This window comes from Kitasatospora sp. NPDC088391 (genome assembly GCF_044753345.1).
In the GTDB taxonomy this organism is placed as follows: domain Bacteria; phylum Actinomycetota; class Actinomycetes; order Streptomycetales; family Streptomycetaceae; genus Kitasatospora.
This window is the reverse complement of sequence record NZ_JBIVNB010000003.1, coordinates 897,624-912,558: the sequence shown is the minus strand read 5'-3', so window position 1 is coordinate 912,558 and position 14,935 is coordinate 897,624. Positions and strand designations below refer to the sequence as shown.

The window sequence follows — 14,935 nt, the reverse complement described above, 5'->3', positions numbered from 1 at the left end:
CCCCGCTCCCGCACCGCCTCTCCCCACCAACCCCCCACCCCCCCCCCCCCCCCCCCCCCCCCCCCCCCCCCCCCCCCCCCCCCCCCCCCCCCGCCCGCCCCCCCCCCCCCCCCCCCCCCCCCCCCCCCCCCCCCCCCCCGCCCGCTCTCAGCCGCCGAAGACCGAGCGGCGCTGCACCAGCAGCTTGTACAGGGTGTGCTGGATGGTCTCGCGGACCTGGTCGGTGAGGTCGAACACCAGCATCGGGTCCTCGGCGGCGTCCTTCGGGTACCGGTCGGTCGGGATCGGCTCGCCGAACTGGATGGTCCACTTGGTGGGCAGCGGGATCGCGCCGAGCGGGCCGAGCCAGGGGAAGGTCGGGGTGACCGGCAGGTAGGGCAGGCCGAGCAGCCGGGCCAGCGCCTTGAAGTTGCCGATCATCGGGTAGGTCTCCTCGGCCCCGACGATCGAGCAGGGCACGATCGGCACCCCGGCCCGCAGCGCGGAGGCGACGAAGCCGCCGCGGCCGAAGCGCTGGAGCTTGTAGCGGTCCGCGAACGGCTTGCCGATGCCCTTGAAGCCCTCCGGCCAGACGCCGACCACCTCGCCGCGCTCCAGCAGGGTCTGCGCGTCCTCGTTGCAGGCCAGCGTGTGCCCGGCCTTCCGGGCCAGCTCGTTGACCACCGGCAGGACGAAGACCAGGTCGGCGGCGAGCATCCGCAGGTGCCGGTCGGCGTGGTCGTGCACGGCGACCTGGGTCATCAGGGCGTCCAGCGGGACGGTGCCGGAGTGGTTGGCGACGATCAGCACGCCGCCCTCGGCCGGGACGTGCTCGGCGCCGCGGACCTCGACCCGGAAGTACTTCTCGGCGAGCGGCCGGAGCAGGGCGAGGAACACCTCCTCGGTGAGCTCCCGGTCGAAGCCGAAGTCGTCGACCTCGTAGTCGCCGGTGAGCCGGCGGCGCAGGAAGCCCAGGCCCTCGGTGGCGCGCTGCTCCCAGCCCTTGCCGAGCAGCCGGGTCGCGGTGGCGCCGAGCTGTCCGGCGAGCGCGGTGCCGACGCCGTCGGCGAGCCGGTCGGCCAGCCCGGGCCGGGGCTCGGGGGCGCTCCAGCTGGGGGCGGACTCGATCGGGATGACCTTGGCCGCCGGGTCGGCGGGCTCCCGGACGGCTGTCATTGCGGCCTCAACTCCTCGGTGTCGGTGGGGCGGTGGTCGCCGAGCAGGGCGGTCAGCCGGTCGGTGACGGCGGTCAGCCGGTCGGCGGGCAGCAGGCCGGGCGACTCGTGGGCGGCGAAGTCGGCGAAGGCTTCGGCGGTGGTCCAGCGCGGGGTGAAGCCGAAGCTGTCGCGCAGCCGGGCGGTGTCCACCACCCGTCCGTGGGTGAGCAGTTGGAGCTGCTCGGCGGAGAACGCGCGGTCCGCGGGGGCGGTCAGCCGCCGGGCCAGCTGGGCGACCGCGCCGAGCGCGGGCCGCAGCAGCGGGACGGTCGGCCGGCCGAGCCGCCGGGCGCACTGGGAGAGCAGCAGGACGCCGTCCCCGGCGACGTTGTAGGTGCCGGTGGGCGCGCCGAGCGCGGCCAGCCGGAGCACCTCCAGCGCGTCGTCCTCGTGGACGAACTGCAGCCGGGGGTCGTGGCCGAGCGCGGTGGGCAGCAGCGGCAGGCGGAAGTACGCGGCGAGCGGGGTGTCGCCGTCCCGGCCGAGGATGTTGGCGAACCGGAGCACCGTGACGTCGACGTCGGGGCGGCGGCGGGCGAAGCCGCGGGCGTAGCCCTCGACCTCGGCGGCGTCCCGGGCGAAGCCGCCGTCGGGCAGCGCCTTGGGCTGCATCCGCTCGCCGAACACGGCGGGGTCGCGGGGCGCGGAGCCGTAGACGGCGGTGGTGGACTTCACCACCAGCCGGCGCAGGCCGGGCGCCTTCTGGCAGGCACCGAGCAGCTGCATGGTGCCGATGACGTTGCTCTCCTTCACCGCGGCGCGGCCGCCGTGGCCGAGCGCGGTGACGTTCAGGTGCACGACGGTGTCGACCTCGTGCTCGGCGATCACCCGGGCGATCACCGGGCGGCGCGGGTCGACCTGGACGAACCGCACGCCGAGCGGGAGTTCGCGGGGCGGCGGCCCGGCGTCCACCCCCACCACCCGGTCCACCCCGGGCTGTTCGGCGATCTGCCCGGCGAACCGCGCGCCGAGCCGGCGCGCCACGCCGGTGACGAGCACGACCTTGCCCACGTTGCCCCGACCTCCCTGGAAGCCCGCCCTGGTCTGCACCGTACCGCGCGGACCGGTCGGACGCGGAAACGCCACTGCCCGCCCCGGGAACGAACCCGGGGCGGGCAGGACGGAAACCTGGAGGCGCGAGGCGACCGCAGGCGGTGTTACTTCTTGTTGCGACGCTGGACGCGAGTCCGCTTCAGAAGCTTGCGGTGCTTCTTCTTGGCCATACGCTTGCGACGCTTCTTGATGACAGAGCCCACGGAAATTCCTCGCTCACTCGGACCCGCGCCCGTGAGAGAACGGGAGTCCATACGACTGACGGAGGGCCTAGCCTACCGTCCGCGTCGCGTTTGCCGTAATCGGTGCCCCGTGGAAGGTTTCGACGCGGTGAAACCTACGCGCTCTGGAGGCGCACGTAGGACTCCTGGAGATACTCGTGCACCTTCTGCTCGGGCACCCGGAAGGAACGTCCGACCCTGATGGCCGGAAGCTCCCCGCTGTGCACGAGGCGGTAGACCGTCATCTTCGAGACCCGCATCACCGAGGCGACCTCGGCCACGGTCAGGAAGACGACATCCTGCAGGGGGCGCTCACCGGAACTCATGACCCATCACCCGACCCTTACCCGTGTGCAAGGCACCGGCTTCCCCTCCGGTGACTCCACCGGCACACGTGTATCCCCAGAGTAGTTATGCGTGGTACGGGTGGGAAGAGGGGGGGCCTCAGCTGTTGTACGGTGCGAGGTCCGCCCGTTGCAGTACGTAGTCACTCAGCGGTCTGTAGCAGTCCGGAGCCGAACCGTCCTCCAGCGGGACGACCACCTCGACCAGGCCGTCGGCCTCGGCGGCGAACGGGGCGACGTCGTTGCAGTCGGCGATGCCGCCCGCCGGGATGCCGAGCCGCCCGGCCCCGCAGAGCCAGCCGTGGTCGCCCAGCACCAGGTCGGGCGGGCGGTGGCCGGCGTCGGCGAGCGCGGTCAGGGCGAGCCGGACGGGCAGCGGGGAGTGGGTGTGCGCGAGGTCGCCGGGGCCGGGTCGGCCGGGGCGGTCCGGGCCGTCCAGGGCGCGCATCACCACGACCCGGTCGACCAGGTCCAGGTAGCGGGGCCGCTCCCCCTCGGGGGTGGGCTCGCGGAAGCGCACGCCCCGCGCGGGGGTGTGCACGGTGCAGCCCGCCGCCTCCAGCGCGCCCGCCAGCGCGTCGTGGAAGCCCGCGAGCTTGTGGGGGTGCCCGGTCCCGGCCAGCACGCTGCCGCGCTGGTCGGCGGTGCGGCGGACCAGCAGTGCCAGGCGGTCCAGCGCGGCGATCACCAGCTCCGGGTCGATCGAATCGGGGCCCTCCAGGTACGCCGGGTCCGGGTTCACGCCGACCCGCTCGACCATCAGCCGCAGCACCTCGGCCTCGTCCCGGCGGGGCTCCGGGGCCAGCCCCATCAGCGACCTGGGGTCGGCCTGCGCGAACAGCCGGTAGTGCCGCAGGTTGTTCTGCCGGGGCGTGGGGACCTCGGGCCCGGCCAGCCGGTGCTTCAGCAGATGGGCGCGGAGCCGGTCGCGGGCGCTCACGGGATCAGCCCGTGGTGCGGGAGGACGGCCCGGCGGGTGGCCAGGATCGCCTGGTCGAGCCGGTCGGCCGGGTCGTAGCCCCCGTCCTGGAAGTCCGACCAGCGCGGGTCGGCGCCGTCCGTCATCCGCTGCGGGGCGGGTCGGCGGGTCAGCCGGTACACCTCGGCCCGCCAGTCCTCCGGGGTCTCGGTGGCCGGGTCGACCGGCCGCCCGGCGGCGGTGGCCACCAGGTGCGTCCAGGCCCGGGGCACCACGTCCACCACCGCGTACCCGCCGCCGCCGGTGGCCACCCAGCGGCCGCCGGCGTGCTCGTGGGCCAGCCGGTGCACCGCCTCGGCGACGATCCGCTGCGCGTCCACCGTGACGGCGAGGTGCGCGAGCGGGTCCTCCACGTGGGTGTCGGCGCCGTGCTGACTGACGATCACCTGCGGGCGGAACGCCGCCACCAGCTCCGGGACCAGCGCGTGGAAGGCGCGCAGCCAGCCCGCGTCGCCGGTGCCGGCCGGGAGCGCCAGGTTGGCGGCGGTGCCCTCGGCGTCCGGGCCGCCGGTCTCGGTCGGCCAGCCGGTCTGCGGGAACAGCGTGGACGGGCTCTCGTGCAGCGAGACCGTCAGCACCCGGGGGTCGTTCCAGAACGCCTGCTGCACGCCGTCGCCGTGGTGCACGTCCACGTCGATGTAGGCCACCCGCTCGGCGCCCAGCTCCAGCAGCCGGGCGACGGCCAGCGCCGGGTCGTTGTACACGCAGAACCCGGACGCCTGTCCGGGCATCGCGTGGTGCAGCCCGCCCGCGAAGTTCACCGCGTGCGGGGCCTCGCCGCGCCAGACCGCCTCGGCGGCGGCCACCGACTGGCCGGCGATCAGCGCGGACGCCGAGTGCAGCCCCGGGAACGCCCAGTTGTCGTCCGTCCCCAGCCCGTGCGCCGGGTCGACGGTGGCCGGGTCGGCGGCGGCCCGCTTCACCGCCTCAATGTACTCCCCGGTGTGCACCAGCCGCAGCGTCGACTCCCCCGCCGCCGGGGCCGCCCGGACCCGCACCGAGGGCTGCTTCGTCAGCTCCAGCGACTCGATCAGACGCATCGTCAGCGCGAGCCGGGTCGGGTCCATCGGATGCCCGGGCCCGAAGTCGTAGCCGGTCTCGGCCTCGTCCCAGAACAACTGCAGTCCGCAGGTGGTTTCCGCCATGGCCCCCACCGTATCGGGAACGGCCCCGCGGACCGCCACGGACAGCTCGGACGGCCGACCGCTCCGGACCCCAACTGATCGAATGCGCACCGCATTTCGACCGCTTCGCCGGGCGGGTCACCGACGTGTTACGTTCCGCGACGACACGACGAAAAAGTTTTGCCCCGGCGGTGCTGGAACACCCCGGGGCACGGCTCAGGAGAGAACGCTCCCTTGCACATTCATCGTAGCGCCCACGCGCGCCACTTCACCGTGCTGCCCAACGAAATGCTGCAGCGCGCCGACCTCTCGCTCGCCGCCCGGGGCCTGCTCGGGTACCTGCTCTCCCGGCCCGACGGCTGGCGGGAGACCGCCGAGGAACTCGCCAAGCGCTTCGGCGCCAGCCTCGGATCGATCCGGCGGGCCCTGCGCGAACTGACCGCCACCGGGTACTACCAGGTCGTCAAGACCCGGCTGCCGCAGGGCCGGATCGTCTCCGTGCAGCACGTCCACGACGTCCCGCGACCGGCCCGCGCACCGGGTGGCGACTTTCCGGCCCCCGGTGCGCCGGACCCCGGTGGGCCGGACTCCGGTGCGCCCGCGCCCTCCAGGACAAAGGAACGGGAGAAAGAAACCACCCTCCCTCCCCGCCCCGCACCGGCTCCCCGCCCCGCACCGGCTCCCCGTCCTCCGCTGGACGACCGGACCCGCGACGCGGCCGCCGTCCTGCTCCGGGTCGTCCGCCCCGAACGACGCCTCCGGATCGGCCAGGCCGAGGCCGAACGCCTCGCCCCCCTGGTCGCCCGCTGGCTCGATCACGGCAGCACCCCGAGCGACCTCGCCGCCGCCCTCCTCCCCGGCCTCCCCGACCGGGTCCACTCCCCCGCCGCGCTCCTGCGCCGCCGCCTCACCGACAAACTCCCCCCGGCCCCCGTCCCCCGCACCGCACCGCCCGTCTGCCCCACCTGCCGCAACCCCGTCCCCCGCCCCGGCCCCTGCACCCCCTGCGCCCACACCCCGCCCACCCCCCACCTCCCCCCGGGCACCGGCCCCACCCACGCCCGCGAAGCCCTCCGCCTCACCCGCGAGGCCCTCCGCCACCGCCCCGCCGCCTGACGGAAGGTCACATACGAACAAGCTCAAGACAGTAAACCCGGGCAACTGCTACCTCGCTTGAACAGAAGCCAGTCTCGTGAAGCTCCGTCACATCGAGCTCGAAGGAACACCGGAGGAGCTGGACTCCTCCGAACTGGGCCGTGCCCTGCTGGCAGCCATCGGCGGCGGCACACGGACCCACTCCGCACCGGTGCCAACGGGGAAATGGCGGCTGGGCGATCCGGTCCACGGCGTCAAGCGGCAGAACCGGGACGCCGACGAGCCCTTGGACTACATCGCCGCAGCTGTGATCGCACCGGGTGCCGAGGCCGACGCCCGTGCTGCGCTGCGGGCCCTCCACGACAAGGACGGGCGTACGAACCGCAAGCTGCACTGGACGGAGATGGACCACCGGCAACGGACGGACGCAGCAGAGACGGTGGCAGCCCTGGGCGGGCTGCACGTGGTGGCGTTCGGCACACCGGTTCCGGCGAGACGGCAGGAACGGGCCCGGGCGAAGTGCCTCGGTGAGCTGGTCCGCGAACTGCACGGGTTCGGAGTGGACCGGCTGCACCTGGAGGCTCGGCAGTCGGCACTCAACGGCCGTGACGTGAAGACGGTCGCCGCCGCCCGTCGCTTCGAGCAGCTGGGCCGCAGTGCCTACTGGTGGCGGCTCAAGGACTGCGTGGTGGAACTCGACGTCGTTACGGAGTGCTGAGCCTCCCGGAAAAGCGCCGAGCCAGGCTCCCGGTCTGCCCCAGGTCACCTGGCTCCACGACTTCCGAAGGTCCGCGACCCTCGACGTCCCCTTCACTGTACCCAATCGAGCGGCGGAGACACCGGATGTCAGGCCGGGGTCCCGGCGAGGTCCGGGTGCCCGGTCGGGGCCGGGGCGAAGTGCGGGGCGAGGGGGATGATCGCGAGGATCAGGAGCATCGGGGCGCAGAGGGCCCAGCGGTAGGAGGAGGTCTGGGCGAGGGCGCCGACCAGGGGGGAGCCGACCAGGAAGCCGACGTAGTTGAAGAGGTTGAGGCGGGCCACGGCGGCGTCGCTGGCGTGCGGGAGGAGGCGGCCGCCGGCGGCGAAGACCTGCGGGATGATCGAGGAGATGCCGAGGCCGAGGACGGTGAAGCCGAGGATGCCGGCCCAGGTGCCGGGGGCCAGGGCCGCGATCAGGAAGCCCGCGCCGGCCACCGCGGCGCCGGTGCGGACCACCGGGATCGCGCCGAAGCGCTGCACGGCGCGGTCGCCGACGGTGCGGCCGAGCAGCATGGCGACCATGTAGCCGAGGTAGGAGAGCTTGGCCAGGTCCTCGCGGCTGTGCAGGCCGTCGGTGAGGTACTTGACGCTGTAGTTGGAGACCGAGGCGTCGGCGATGTAGGCGAAGGCCATCGCCGCGCACAGCGGCAGCAGCGGCCGCCACGGGATGCGGCGGGCGGCCAGCTCGGCGGCCTCCCGGACGGCGTCGCCGAGTTCGGCGGGCCCGGCGAACCGGCGGCCGACCAGCAGCGCGGCGGGGACCAGCAGCACGGCCGCGCCGCCGAACAGGACGGGGAGCCCGGCGTCCCAGTGCGCGCCGAGCCCGGCGATCGCGGCGCCGAGGATGCCGCCGAGGCTGAACGCGGCGTGGAAGCCGATCATGATGCTGCGCCCGTAGCGGTGCTGGAGGCCGACCCCGAGCATGTTCATCGAGGCGTCCAGCGCGCCGACCAGCAGGCCGAACAGGCCGAGCGTGAGGGCGAGTTGCCACAGCTGCGAGCCGAGGCCGGTGAGGGCGAGGGTGAGGCAGAGCGCGGGCTGGACGACCCGCAGGACGCCGCGCGCGGTGGTCCGCTTCACCAGCGTCTCGGAGCCGATCGAGCCCGCGCCGGCCAGGATCGGGACGGCGGCGAGGAAGACCGGCAGCAGCGAGTCGCTCAGGCCGTAGCGCTTCTGGAGCTCCGGGATGCAGGTGACCAGCAGCGCGAAGGTGGTGCCCTGGAGGAAGAAGGAGACCGCGAGCGCGACCCGGGCCTGCCGGAGTCGCGCCGTGGGTTCGGCCGCGGCCGTGACCAGCATCGGGACCTCGCTCACCACCGACGCTACCGGCCGGTACGAAGATGTTGGGCAGAGCGTAGGCGGTCGGCGGCGTCGGCGGGAGGGGTCCGACGGGATCAGTTCGGCAGCAGCGCGACCGCCTCGTCGAGGGCGCCGAGCAGGCCGGTCGCCCCGGCCGAGGTGAGCTTGGCCGGGTCGGTGAGCGCGGCGTACCCGTACACGTCCATGCCGGCGGCCCGGGCGGCCAGCACGCCGTTGCGGCTGTCCTCCAGGACCAGGCAGCGGGCCGGGTCGGCGCCCATGGTGCGGGCGGCGTGCAGGAACAGGTCGGGGGCGGGCTTGCCGACGCCGACGTCCTGGGCGGAGAACAGCAGCTCGTCGGTGAAGTAGCCGGACAGGCCGGTGAGGCGGTGCGCGGTGCGGATCCAGGAGTGGTGCGCGGAGGAGGCCACGCAGTACCGCAGGCCGCGCTCCCTCAGGTGCGTCAGCAGCTCCTCCGCCCCGGCCACCGGCCGGAGCTCGGCCTCGAAGGCGGCGAACACCCGGTCGTGGAACAGGTCGTCGAAGCCCTCCGGGAGGGTGGCCCCGTACCGCTCGGCGACCACGTCGTGCACGGTGTGCGCGGCGGTGCCCATGAAGTCGCGGTAGGAGTCCTCGACCGTGGTGGGGAAGCCCAGCTCGGTCAGGTACTCGGCGAGCACCCGGTTGGAGATCGGCTCGCTGTCCACCAGCACGCCGTCGTTGTCGAGGATCAGCAGGTCGTAGCTCACGTCGTCGCTCACGTGCACCGAGCCTACTTGCCGCCGCCGGCCAGCTCCCGGGAGCGGTCCCGGGCCGCCTCCAGGGCGCCCAGCATCGCGGCCCGGACGCCGTGGTTCTCCAGCTCGCGGATCGCGGCGATGGTGGTGCCGGCCGGCGAGGTGACGGCCTCGCGGAGCTTGACCGGGTGCTCGCCGGAGTCCCGCAGCATCACCGAGGCGCCGATCGCGGACTGCACGATCAGCTCGTGCGCGACCTGCCGGGGCAGGCCGAGCAGGATGCCCGCGTCGATCATCGCCTCGACCAGGAAGTAGAAGTACGCCGGGCCGGAGCCGGACAGCGCGGTGGCGGCGTCCTGCTGGCTCTCCGGGACGCGCAGCGCCTTGCCGACCGAGCGGAAGATCTCCTCGGTGCGGCGCAGGTGCGCCTCGGTGGCGTGCGAGCCGCCGGAGATCACGCTCATGCCCTCGTCGACCAGGACGGGCGTGTTCGGCATCACCCGGACCACGGGGGTGCCGGGGGCGAGCCGCTCCTCGAACCAGGCGGTCGGGATGCCCGCCGCGGCCGAGACCACCAGCTTGTCGGCGGCCACGTGCTCGGCCAGCTCCTCCAGCAGGACGCCCATGTCCTGCGGCTTGACGGCCAGGATCAGGGTGTCGGCGAGCTTCGCGGCCTCCGCGTTGGTCGCGGTGGCGACGCCGTACCGGTCGGCGAGTTCGGTGGCGCGCTCGGGGCGGCGGGCGGTGACCAGGACGTCCGCCGGGTCGGTGCCGGCCCGGAGCAGGCCGGAGAGCAGGGCCTCGCCGATCTTGCCCGTGCCGAGGAAGGCGATCCTCCGGCCGGCGGTGCTGCTGTCGCTCATGGTGCGTGCCTCCGTGCGCTGCGCGGTTCCTGACCGCCATCCTGCCCGGAACACCCCCGCCCCGGCACGGACGTCCACCCTGCGGGCGGCGCGGCGGGTCCCCGGCGACGTGCGCCGGTCCGACCGGACCCGGGAGAGAGGCCCTAGGGGGAATCTCAGGGGCCCCGGCACTGGATTCCGGCACCGGGCGGGGGCACCGTGGAGGCATGGGACACGGAGAGTTGTCAGGACGTGAGAGCCGCCAGGTCGCCGTCGCCGCGGCGACGCTCGGGCCGTGGCGGACGGCGACGGCGGTCGGCGCGGTGGTCGGCGGGGCCGCGCTCGGCGTGGACGTGATCACCGGCCACTGGTCGACGGACCTGCTGGCCGGGCCGGTCGGCCTGGGGCTGTTCTTCTTCTTCCTGGTCGGCACGGTCGGCGGTCGGCTGCGCGGGGGCGGCGACCGGCGGCTGCGCCGCTGGGCGGACGAGCACCCGTGGCAGTCGGCGCTGCCCGCGGCCGGGGCGCTGCTGGTGCTGAACACGGTGGCGCTCTGGTTCCTGAGCAGCGCGGGCCTGTTCGGGGCCTTCTTCACCTCGCTGCTGCCCGCCGGGCTGCTGCTGGTGGTCGCGGGCGTGGTCGGTTCGGTGAAGGCCGCCCGGCGGCGCTGACCGGACGTCAGCGGCTCTTCCGGCCCCCGGTGTCGGGCGTGTCGGTGATGGTCGGCATACTTCCGGCCGTGCCGACAATAGACGAGCCCGGACCGGGGACCGGCGGGCCGCAGGAACACGACCCCTTCGAGGGGCTGGTGCTGGACGAGGAGTTCGTCCGGGCCGCGGGAGTGAAGGAGCCGTCCGGACGGGCCCGGATGCTGGCGGCCCGCTGGAAGGACAACCCGCCGCCGGAGAACGCGGCCTGGCGGCCCGTCACCGAGGTCCGCCGCTCCCGCTGGCGGCGGCGGGCCCGCCGGGTCGGGGCCGCCGCGCCGCGCCGGCACGGGGTGCGCAACGCGCTGCTGGTGCTGCTGGTCCCGGTGCTGGTGCTGGTCGGGCTGGCGTTCACCGAGAAGCACAGCACCGGCGTGCCGGAGTCCGCCGCGCTGCCGACCCTCGGGGCCGCGACGGCGGTGCCGAGCAGCGCGCCGCCGGCCGTCGCGCCGGAGACCGCCACGCCGGAGCACCCGTGGGCGGGTTCGCCGGCCGACTCCTGGCCGGCCGGGCCGGACGGGCTGGCGCTGCCGACCGCGACCGCGGTCGGGGTGTTCGACCAGGACCGGGTGGCCAAGGACCTGGCACTGGCGAAGGCGTTCCTGGTGGCGGCCAACATGGACCCGAAGGTGATGGCGGGCGGGTATCCGCAGACCGCGGTGGACCTGACGGACCGCGGGACCGGCGACATCCTGACGAAGGAGCTGAGCCACCCGACCGAGGAGGACGACCCGGCGAGCTGGGCGAGCCGCTTCGACCCGGCTTTCGCCGTCCCGGTGACGGACGAGGTGAAGGTGCAGGGCCTGATCACCTTCGAGGGCGACGGCGAGCAGGGGATGCTGGTGCACGCCGACGTCACCTTCGTGTACGCGCTGCGGCCGGGCCCGCAGGTGGGGAGGGCGACGCCCTCGACCCCGGCGCCCGCGCAGCAGCAGCCGACCGGTGCCGGATCGGGCGCGAAGCCGGTGGGCCTGGTGCGGGCGGTTCCGGGCGCGGTGGACGTGCAGCGGGAGATCGTCCGCCGCAGGGTCGACTTCCGGTTCGCGGACCCGGCGCGCTACCAGGTGCAGAAGGACCGGCTCTGGCTGAAGCAGTGGTCCAGCGACCACGACAACACCCTCTGCGGGTTCAACGGCGGCTACCTGCGGCCGTCGTTCCTGGTCGAGCGGGGCGGCGCGAGCAGCGGCCCCTCGGGCGGGCCGACCATCGACCCGTACGACTGGAGCAAGCCGCTCGACGAGAACGGGGACCACAGGTGCGGGACCGTCAGCCGCAGCTGACGGACCGTCAGGCCCGCCGCCGGGCCGCCTTGCGGGCCTCCCGGTCCGCCCGGGCGGCCCGGCGGCGCTGCCAGGTGGCGGTCTCCTGGTCGAGGACGGCGCGCTTGAGGCCCTCGCCGGGGGCCTCGACCAGGCTGCGGGCGAAGTAGGCGGCGAGCGCCCCGGCGAAGCCGACCAGCCAGACCCCGGCCAGTGACTTCTCCTCGGCCATCCAGCCGGTCAGCGACTCCCGGCCCTCGGTGAGGATCTTCCAGTTCCGCAGCCCGGCCAGGGCGTTGCAGACGCCGATGGCGAGCATCAGCAGCAGCGAGAGCGGGGCGGCATCGGAGAGCTTCACGCCGGAGACGCCCAGCCGCAGGGCGAGCAGCCCGGCGGCGGTGGCCGCCAGCGCGCCGAGCGGGACCAGGGCGCGGCGCAGCCAGTAGGAGCCGTCGTGGTGCACCCAGGAGGTGCCGAAGAAGCGGATCGGAGCGGGGGCGGGGGCCCCGGTCGCGGTGGTCGCGGAGCCCGTCGTACGCGTCGTACTCACGGTCCGATTATCACCACGAGGGGCCGCCCGCCCCGGGACGGCGCGCGGGCGTCAGCCCAGCTTGGAGACGTCCCGGACGGCGCCCTTGTCGGCCGAGGTGGCCATCGCCGCGTACGCCTTGAGCGCGGCCGAGACGTGCCGCTCGCGGGTCTTCGGGCGGTAGCCGCCCTCGGACTCCAGCTTCAGCCGGCGCTCGTGCAGTTCCTCGAAGGAGACGTCCAGGCTGATGGTGCGGGCCGGGATGTCGATGGTGATCGAGTCGCCGTCCTCGACCAGGGCGATCGCGCCGCCGGAGGCGGCCTCCGGGGAGATGTGGCCGATGGAGAGGCCCGAGGTGCCGCCGGAGAACCGGCCGTCGGTGATCAGCGCGCAGGCCTTGCCCAGGCCGCGGCCCTTGAGGAAGGACGTCGGGTAGAGCATCTCCTGCATGCCGGGGCCGCCCTTGGGGCCCTCGTAGCGGATCACCACCACGTCGCCCTCGGCGATCTCCTTGCGGAGGATCTTGTCGACCGCCTCGTCCTGGGACTCGCAGACCACGGCCTTGCCCCGGAAGCGCCAGATCGACTCGTCCACGCCCGCGGTCTTCACCACGCAGCCGTCCTCGGCGATGTTGCCGTACAGCACCGCGAGGCCGCCCTCGACCGAGTAGGCGTGCTCGACGCTGCGGATGCAGCCATTGGCGGCGTCGGTGTCCAGGGTGTCCCAGCGCTCGGACTGGCTGAACGCCTCGGCGGAGCGCACGCAGCCGGGGGCCGCGTACCAGAGGTCGACGGCCTCGTCGGAGGCCGAGCCGCCGCGGATGTCCCAGGTCTTCATCCACTCGGCGAGCGAGTCGGAGTGCACGGTGTGCACGTCCTCGTGCAGCAGGCCGCCGCGGTACAGCTCGCCCAGGATGGCGGGGATGCCGCCGGCCCGGTGCACGTCCTCCATGTAGTAGGAGCCGTTCGGGGCGACCTTGGACAGGCAGGGCACCCGGCGGGAGACGCTGTCGATCACCCGCATGTCGAAGTCGACCTCGGCCTCCTGGGCGGCGGCCAGCAGGTGCAGGATCGTGTTGGTGGAGCCGCCCATCGCGATGTCCAGCGCCATCGCGTTCTCGAACGCGGCCCGGGTGGCGATGTTGCGCGGCAGCACCGACTCGTCGTCGCCGCCGTAGTAGCGGTTGGTGATCTCGACCACGGTGCGGCCCGCCTGCTCGTACAGGGCGCGGCGGCCGGTGTGGGTGGCCAGCAGCGAGCCGTTGCCGGGCAGCGAGAGGCCGATCGCCTCGGTCAGGCAGTTCATCGAGTTGGCGGTGAACATGCCCGAACAGGAGCCGCAGGTCGGGCAGGCGTTCTCCTCGATGATCGAGATGTCCGCGTCGGAGACGTTCTCGTTCACCGCCTGGGAGATCGCGTCCACCAGGTCCAGCTTGCGGACGGTGCCGTCGACCAGGGTGGCCTGGCCGGCCTCCATCGGGCCGCCGGAGACGAAGACCGTCGGGATGTTCAGGCGCAGCGCGGCCATCAGCATGCCGGGGGTGATCTTGTCGCAGTTGGAGATGCAGATCAGCGCGTCCGCGCAGTGCGCGTTCACCATGTACTCGACCGAGTCGGCGATCAGGTCGCGCGAGGGCAGCGAGTACAGCATGCCGTCGTGGCCCATCGCGATGCCGTCGTCGACCGCGATGGTGTTGAACTCGCGCGGGATGCCGCCCGCCTGCTTGATCGCCTCGGAGACGATCCGGCCGACCGGCTGCAGGTGGGTGTGGCCCGGGACGAACTCGGTGAAGGAGTTGGCGACCGCGATGATCGGCTTGCCGAAGTCCTCGCGGGCTACGCCCGCGGCGCGCAGAAGGGCGCGCGCGCCCGCCATGTTGCGACCTTGGGTGACCGTGTTGGACCTCAGCTGGGGCATCGTTGCCGCTCCTTCGGAGACTTTGCGGGGTCTGTCGAGCCTACGCCCGCACCGACCGCTTCCGGACACGGTGTCCGCGATGCGGTCAGCGCGAGCGGGGCCGGCCCGCTACGGGCGGCGGGCCGTGAACAGGTCGAGGTCGTACGGCTCGGGGATCAGCCCGTCCGGGAACTCGGCCAGCAGCGCGGCCCGCTCGGCGGCCAGCACCGGGGCCCGGCGCTCCTCGTCCAGCACCGCGAAGTAGGAGCGCGAGGTGAGGTCGGCGAGGTGGCTGTCCAGCGTCACCTGCCGCTCCCAGTGCAGCCGGGCGTGGCCGACCTCCAAGCCCGCGGCCGTCAACTCCTCGGCCCCCGCGATCACTCCCCCGTAGTAGTGGTAGCTGGGCAGCGCGGCGGACAGCCGCTCCTCCTGGGCCTTCACCCACGGGGCCCCGCGGTCCTTCACGTTCCACCACAGCGCCAGCGTGCCGCCCGGGCGGAGCACCCGCAGCGCCTCCGGGACCGACTTCTCCGGGTCGGTCCAGTGGAACGCCTGCGCGTACGTGACGAAGTCCGCCGAGGCGTCGTGGAACGGCAGTTCGTCGCCGCCGGCCTTCACCACCGGCGTCCCCGGCCCGGCCTCGCGGAGCACGGCCGCCATCTCGCCGCTCGGCTCCACCGCCACCACCCGGGCGCCGCGCCCGACCAGCAGCCGGGTCGCGATGCCGGTGCCCGCGCCGACGTCCAGCACGTCCGCGCCGCGCAGCGAACGGCCCGCCAGCCGCTCCAGCTCGTCGAACAGCCCGTCCGGGTAGGACGGCCGGGCCGCGTTGTACAGGGCCGCCACCGGCCCGAAGGACAGGGCGTGCGCCCGCAGTTGGTCCGTCATCGGATCT

The 14,935-nt window shown here is 74.0% G+C and carries 16 protein-coding genes; 4 read left to right on the top strand and 12 right to left on the bottom strand.

Going from position 1 to position 14,935, the window contains the following annotated elements; all coding sequences use genetic code 11:
• Nucleotides 1-147: 147 nt before the first annotated feature.
• The 6 genes from ACIQBJ_RS12860 to ACIQBJ_RS12835 form a co-directional block, all read right to left on the bottom strand.
• Entirely contained in the window at nucleotides 148-1,155 is a 1,008-nt protein-coding gene (locus ACIQBJ_RS12860) for a lysophospholipid acyltransferase family protein (RefSeq protein WP_400708013.1), read from the bottom strand.
• Nucleotides 1,152-2,207 (bottom strand): NAD-dependent epimerase/dehydratase family protein, encoded by a 1,056-nt coding sequence (locus tag ACIQBJ_RS12855; protein ID WP_400708012.1) that lies wholly within the window; start codon nucleotides 2,205-2,207, stop codon nucleotides 1,152-1,154. Before ACIQBJ_RS12855 ends, ACIQBJ_RS12860 begins: the two co-directional genes overlap by 4 nt.
• A 146-nt stretch (nucleotides 2,208-2,353) precedes the next feature.
• A complete protein-coding gene (locus ACIQBJ_RS12850) occupies nucleotides 2,354-2,452 on the bottom strand; it encodes a 30S ribosomal protein bS22 (RefSeq protein WP_003948845.1) in 99 nt (32 codons plus the stop codon).
• 134 nt (nucleotides 2,453-2,586) lie between these two features.
• Entirely contained in the window at nucleotides 2,587-2,796 is a 210-nt protein-coding gene (locus tag ACIQBJ_RS12845) for a helix-turn-helix domain-containing protein (RefSeq protein WP_099900174.1), read from the bottom strand.
• Between the two features lie 118 nt (nucleotides 2,797-2,914).
• The gene (locus tag ACIQBJ_RS12840; RefSeq protein ID WP_400708009.1) at nucleotides 2,915-3,754 is read right to left on the bottom strand and encodes a phosphatase; all 840 of its coding nucleotides are present in this window, start codon (nucleotides 3,752-3,754) and stop codon (nucleotides 2,915-2,917) included.
• Nucleotides 3,751-4,938 carry an acetoin utilization protein AcuC gene (locus ACIQBJ_RS12835; RefSeq protein WP_400708007.1) on the bottom strand — a complete coding sequence of 396 codons (1,188 nt, stop codon included), beginning with the start codon at nucleotides 4,936-4,938 and terminating at the stop codon, nucleotides 3,751-3,753. Before ACIQBJ_RS12835 ends, ACIQBJ_RS12840 begins: the two co-directional genes overlap by 4 nt.
• A gap of 213 nt (nucleotides 4,939-5,151) precedes the next feature.
• On the opposite strand from ACIQBJ_RS12835, the gene ACIQBJ_RS12830 reads away from it, so the two are divergent.
• Both ACIQBJ_RS12830 and ACIQBJ_RS12825 read left to right on the top strand, forming a co-directional pair.
• Complete coding sequence (locus ACIQBJ_RS12830; RefSeq protein WP_400708005.1) at nucleotides 5,152-6,033, top strand: helix-turn-helix domain-containing protein; 882 nt, start codon at nucleotides 5,152-5,154, stop codon at nucleotides 6,031-6,033.
• A 76-nt stretch (nucleotides 6,034-6,109) separates the two neighbouring features.
• Nucleotides 6,110-6,730: a hypothetical protein gene (locus ACIQBJ_RS12825; protein ID WP_400708003.1), complete on the top strand. Its 621-nt coding sequence runs from the start codon at nucleotides 6,110-6,112 to the stop codon at nucleotides 6,728-6,730.
• 128 nt (nucleotides 6,731-6,858) lie between these two features.
• Here ACIQBJ_RS12825 and ACIQBJ_RS12820 read toward each other — a convergent pair whose 3' ends face one another.
• The 3 genes from ACIQBJ_RS12820 to proC form a co-directional block, all read right to left on the bottom strand.
• A complete protein-coding gene (locus tag ACIQBJ_RS12820) occupies nucleotides 6,859-8,070 on the bottom strand; it encodes an MFS transporter (RefSeq protein ID WP_400708160.1) in 1,212 nt (403 codons plus the stop codon).
• 95 nt (nucleotides 8,071-8,165) lie between these two features.
• Nucleotides 8,166-8,819: an HAD family hydrolase gene (locus tag ACIQBJ_RS12815; protein ID WP_400708158.1), complete on the bottom strand. Its 654-nt coding sequence runs from the start codon at nucleotides 8,817-8,819 to the stop codon at nucleotides 8,166-8,168.
• 23 nt (nucleotides 8,820-8,842) lie between these two features.
• The gene (gene proC / locus ACIQBJ_RS12810) at nucleotides 8,843-9,670 is read right to left on the bottom strand and encodes a pyrroline-5-carboxylate reductase (RefSeq protein ID WP_400708001.1); all 828 of its coding nucleotides are present in this window, start codon (nucleotides 9,668-9,670) and stop codon (nucleotides 8,843-8,845) included.
• A 221-nt stretch (nucleotides 9,671-9,891) separates the two neighbouring features.
• Here proC and ACIQBJ_RS12805 point away from each other — a divergent pair, with 221 nt between their 5' ends.
• Nucleotides 9,892-10,320, top strand: coding sequence for a hypothetical protein (locus tag ACIQBJ_RS12805; RefSeq protein WP_400707999.1), 429 nt, complete (start codon nucleotides 9,892-9,894; stop codon nucleotides 10,318-10,320).
• Nucleotides 10,321-10,388: 68 nt separating this feature from the next.
• A complete protein-coding gene (locus ACIQBJ_RS12800) occupies nucleotides 10,389-11,636 on the top strand; it encodes a hypothetical protein (protein ID WP_400707997.1) in 1,248 nt (415 codons plus the stop codon).
• 7 nt (nucleotides 11,637-11,643) lie between these two features.
• Here ACIQBJ_RS12800 and ACIQBJ_RS12795 read toward each other — a convergent pair whose 3' ends face one another.
• From ACIQBJ_RS12795 to ACIQBJ_RS12785, 3 genes are all read right to left on the bottom strand, one after another.
• The gene (locus ACIQBJ_RS12795) at nucleotides 11,644-12,165 is read right to left on the bottom strand and encodes a hypothetical protein (RefSeq protein WP_400707995.1); all 522 of its coding nucleotides are present in this window, start codon (nucleotides 12,163-12,165) and stop codon (nucleotides 11,644-11,646) included.
• A 51-nt stretch (nucleotides 12,166-12,216) separates the two neighbouring features.
• Nucleotides 12,217-14,061 (bottom strand): dihydroxy-acid dehydratase, encoded by a 1,845-nt coding sequence (ilvD, locus tag ACIQBJ_RS12790; RefSeq protein ID WP_400707993.1) that lies wholly within the window; start codon nucleotides 14,059-14,061, stop codon nucleotides 12,217-12,219.
• 108 nt (nucleotides 14,062-14,169) lie between these two features.
• Entirely contained in the window at nucleotides 14,170-14,928 is a 759-nt protein-coding gene (locus tag ACIQBJ_RS12785; protein ID WP_400707991.1) for a class I SAM-dependent methyltransferase, read from the bottom strand.
• Between the last annotated feature and the right edge of the window lie 7 nt (nucleotides 14,929-14,935).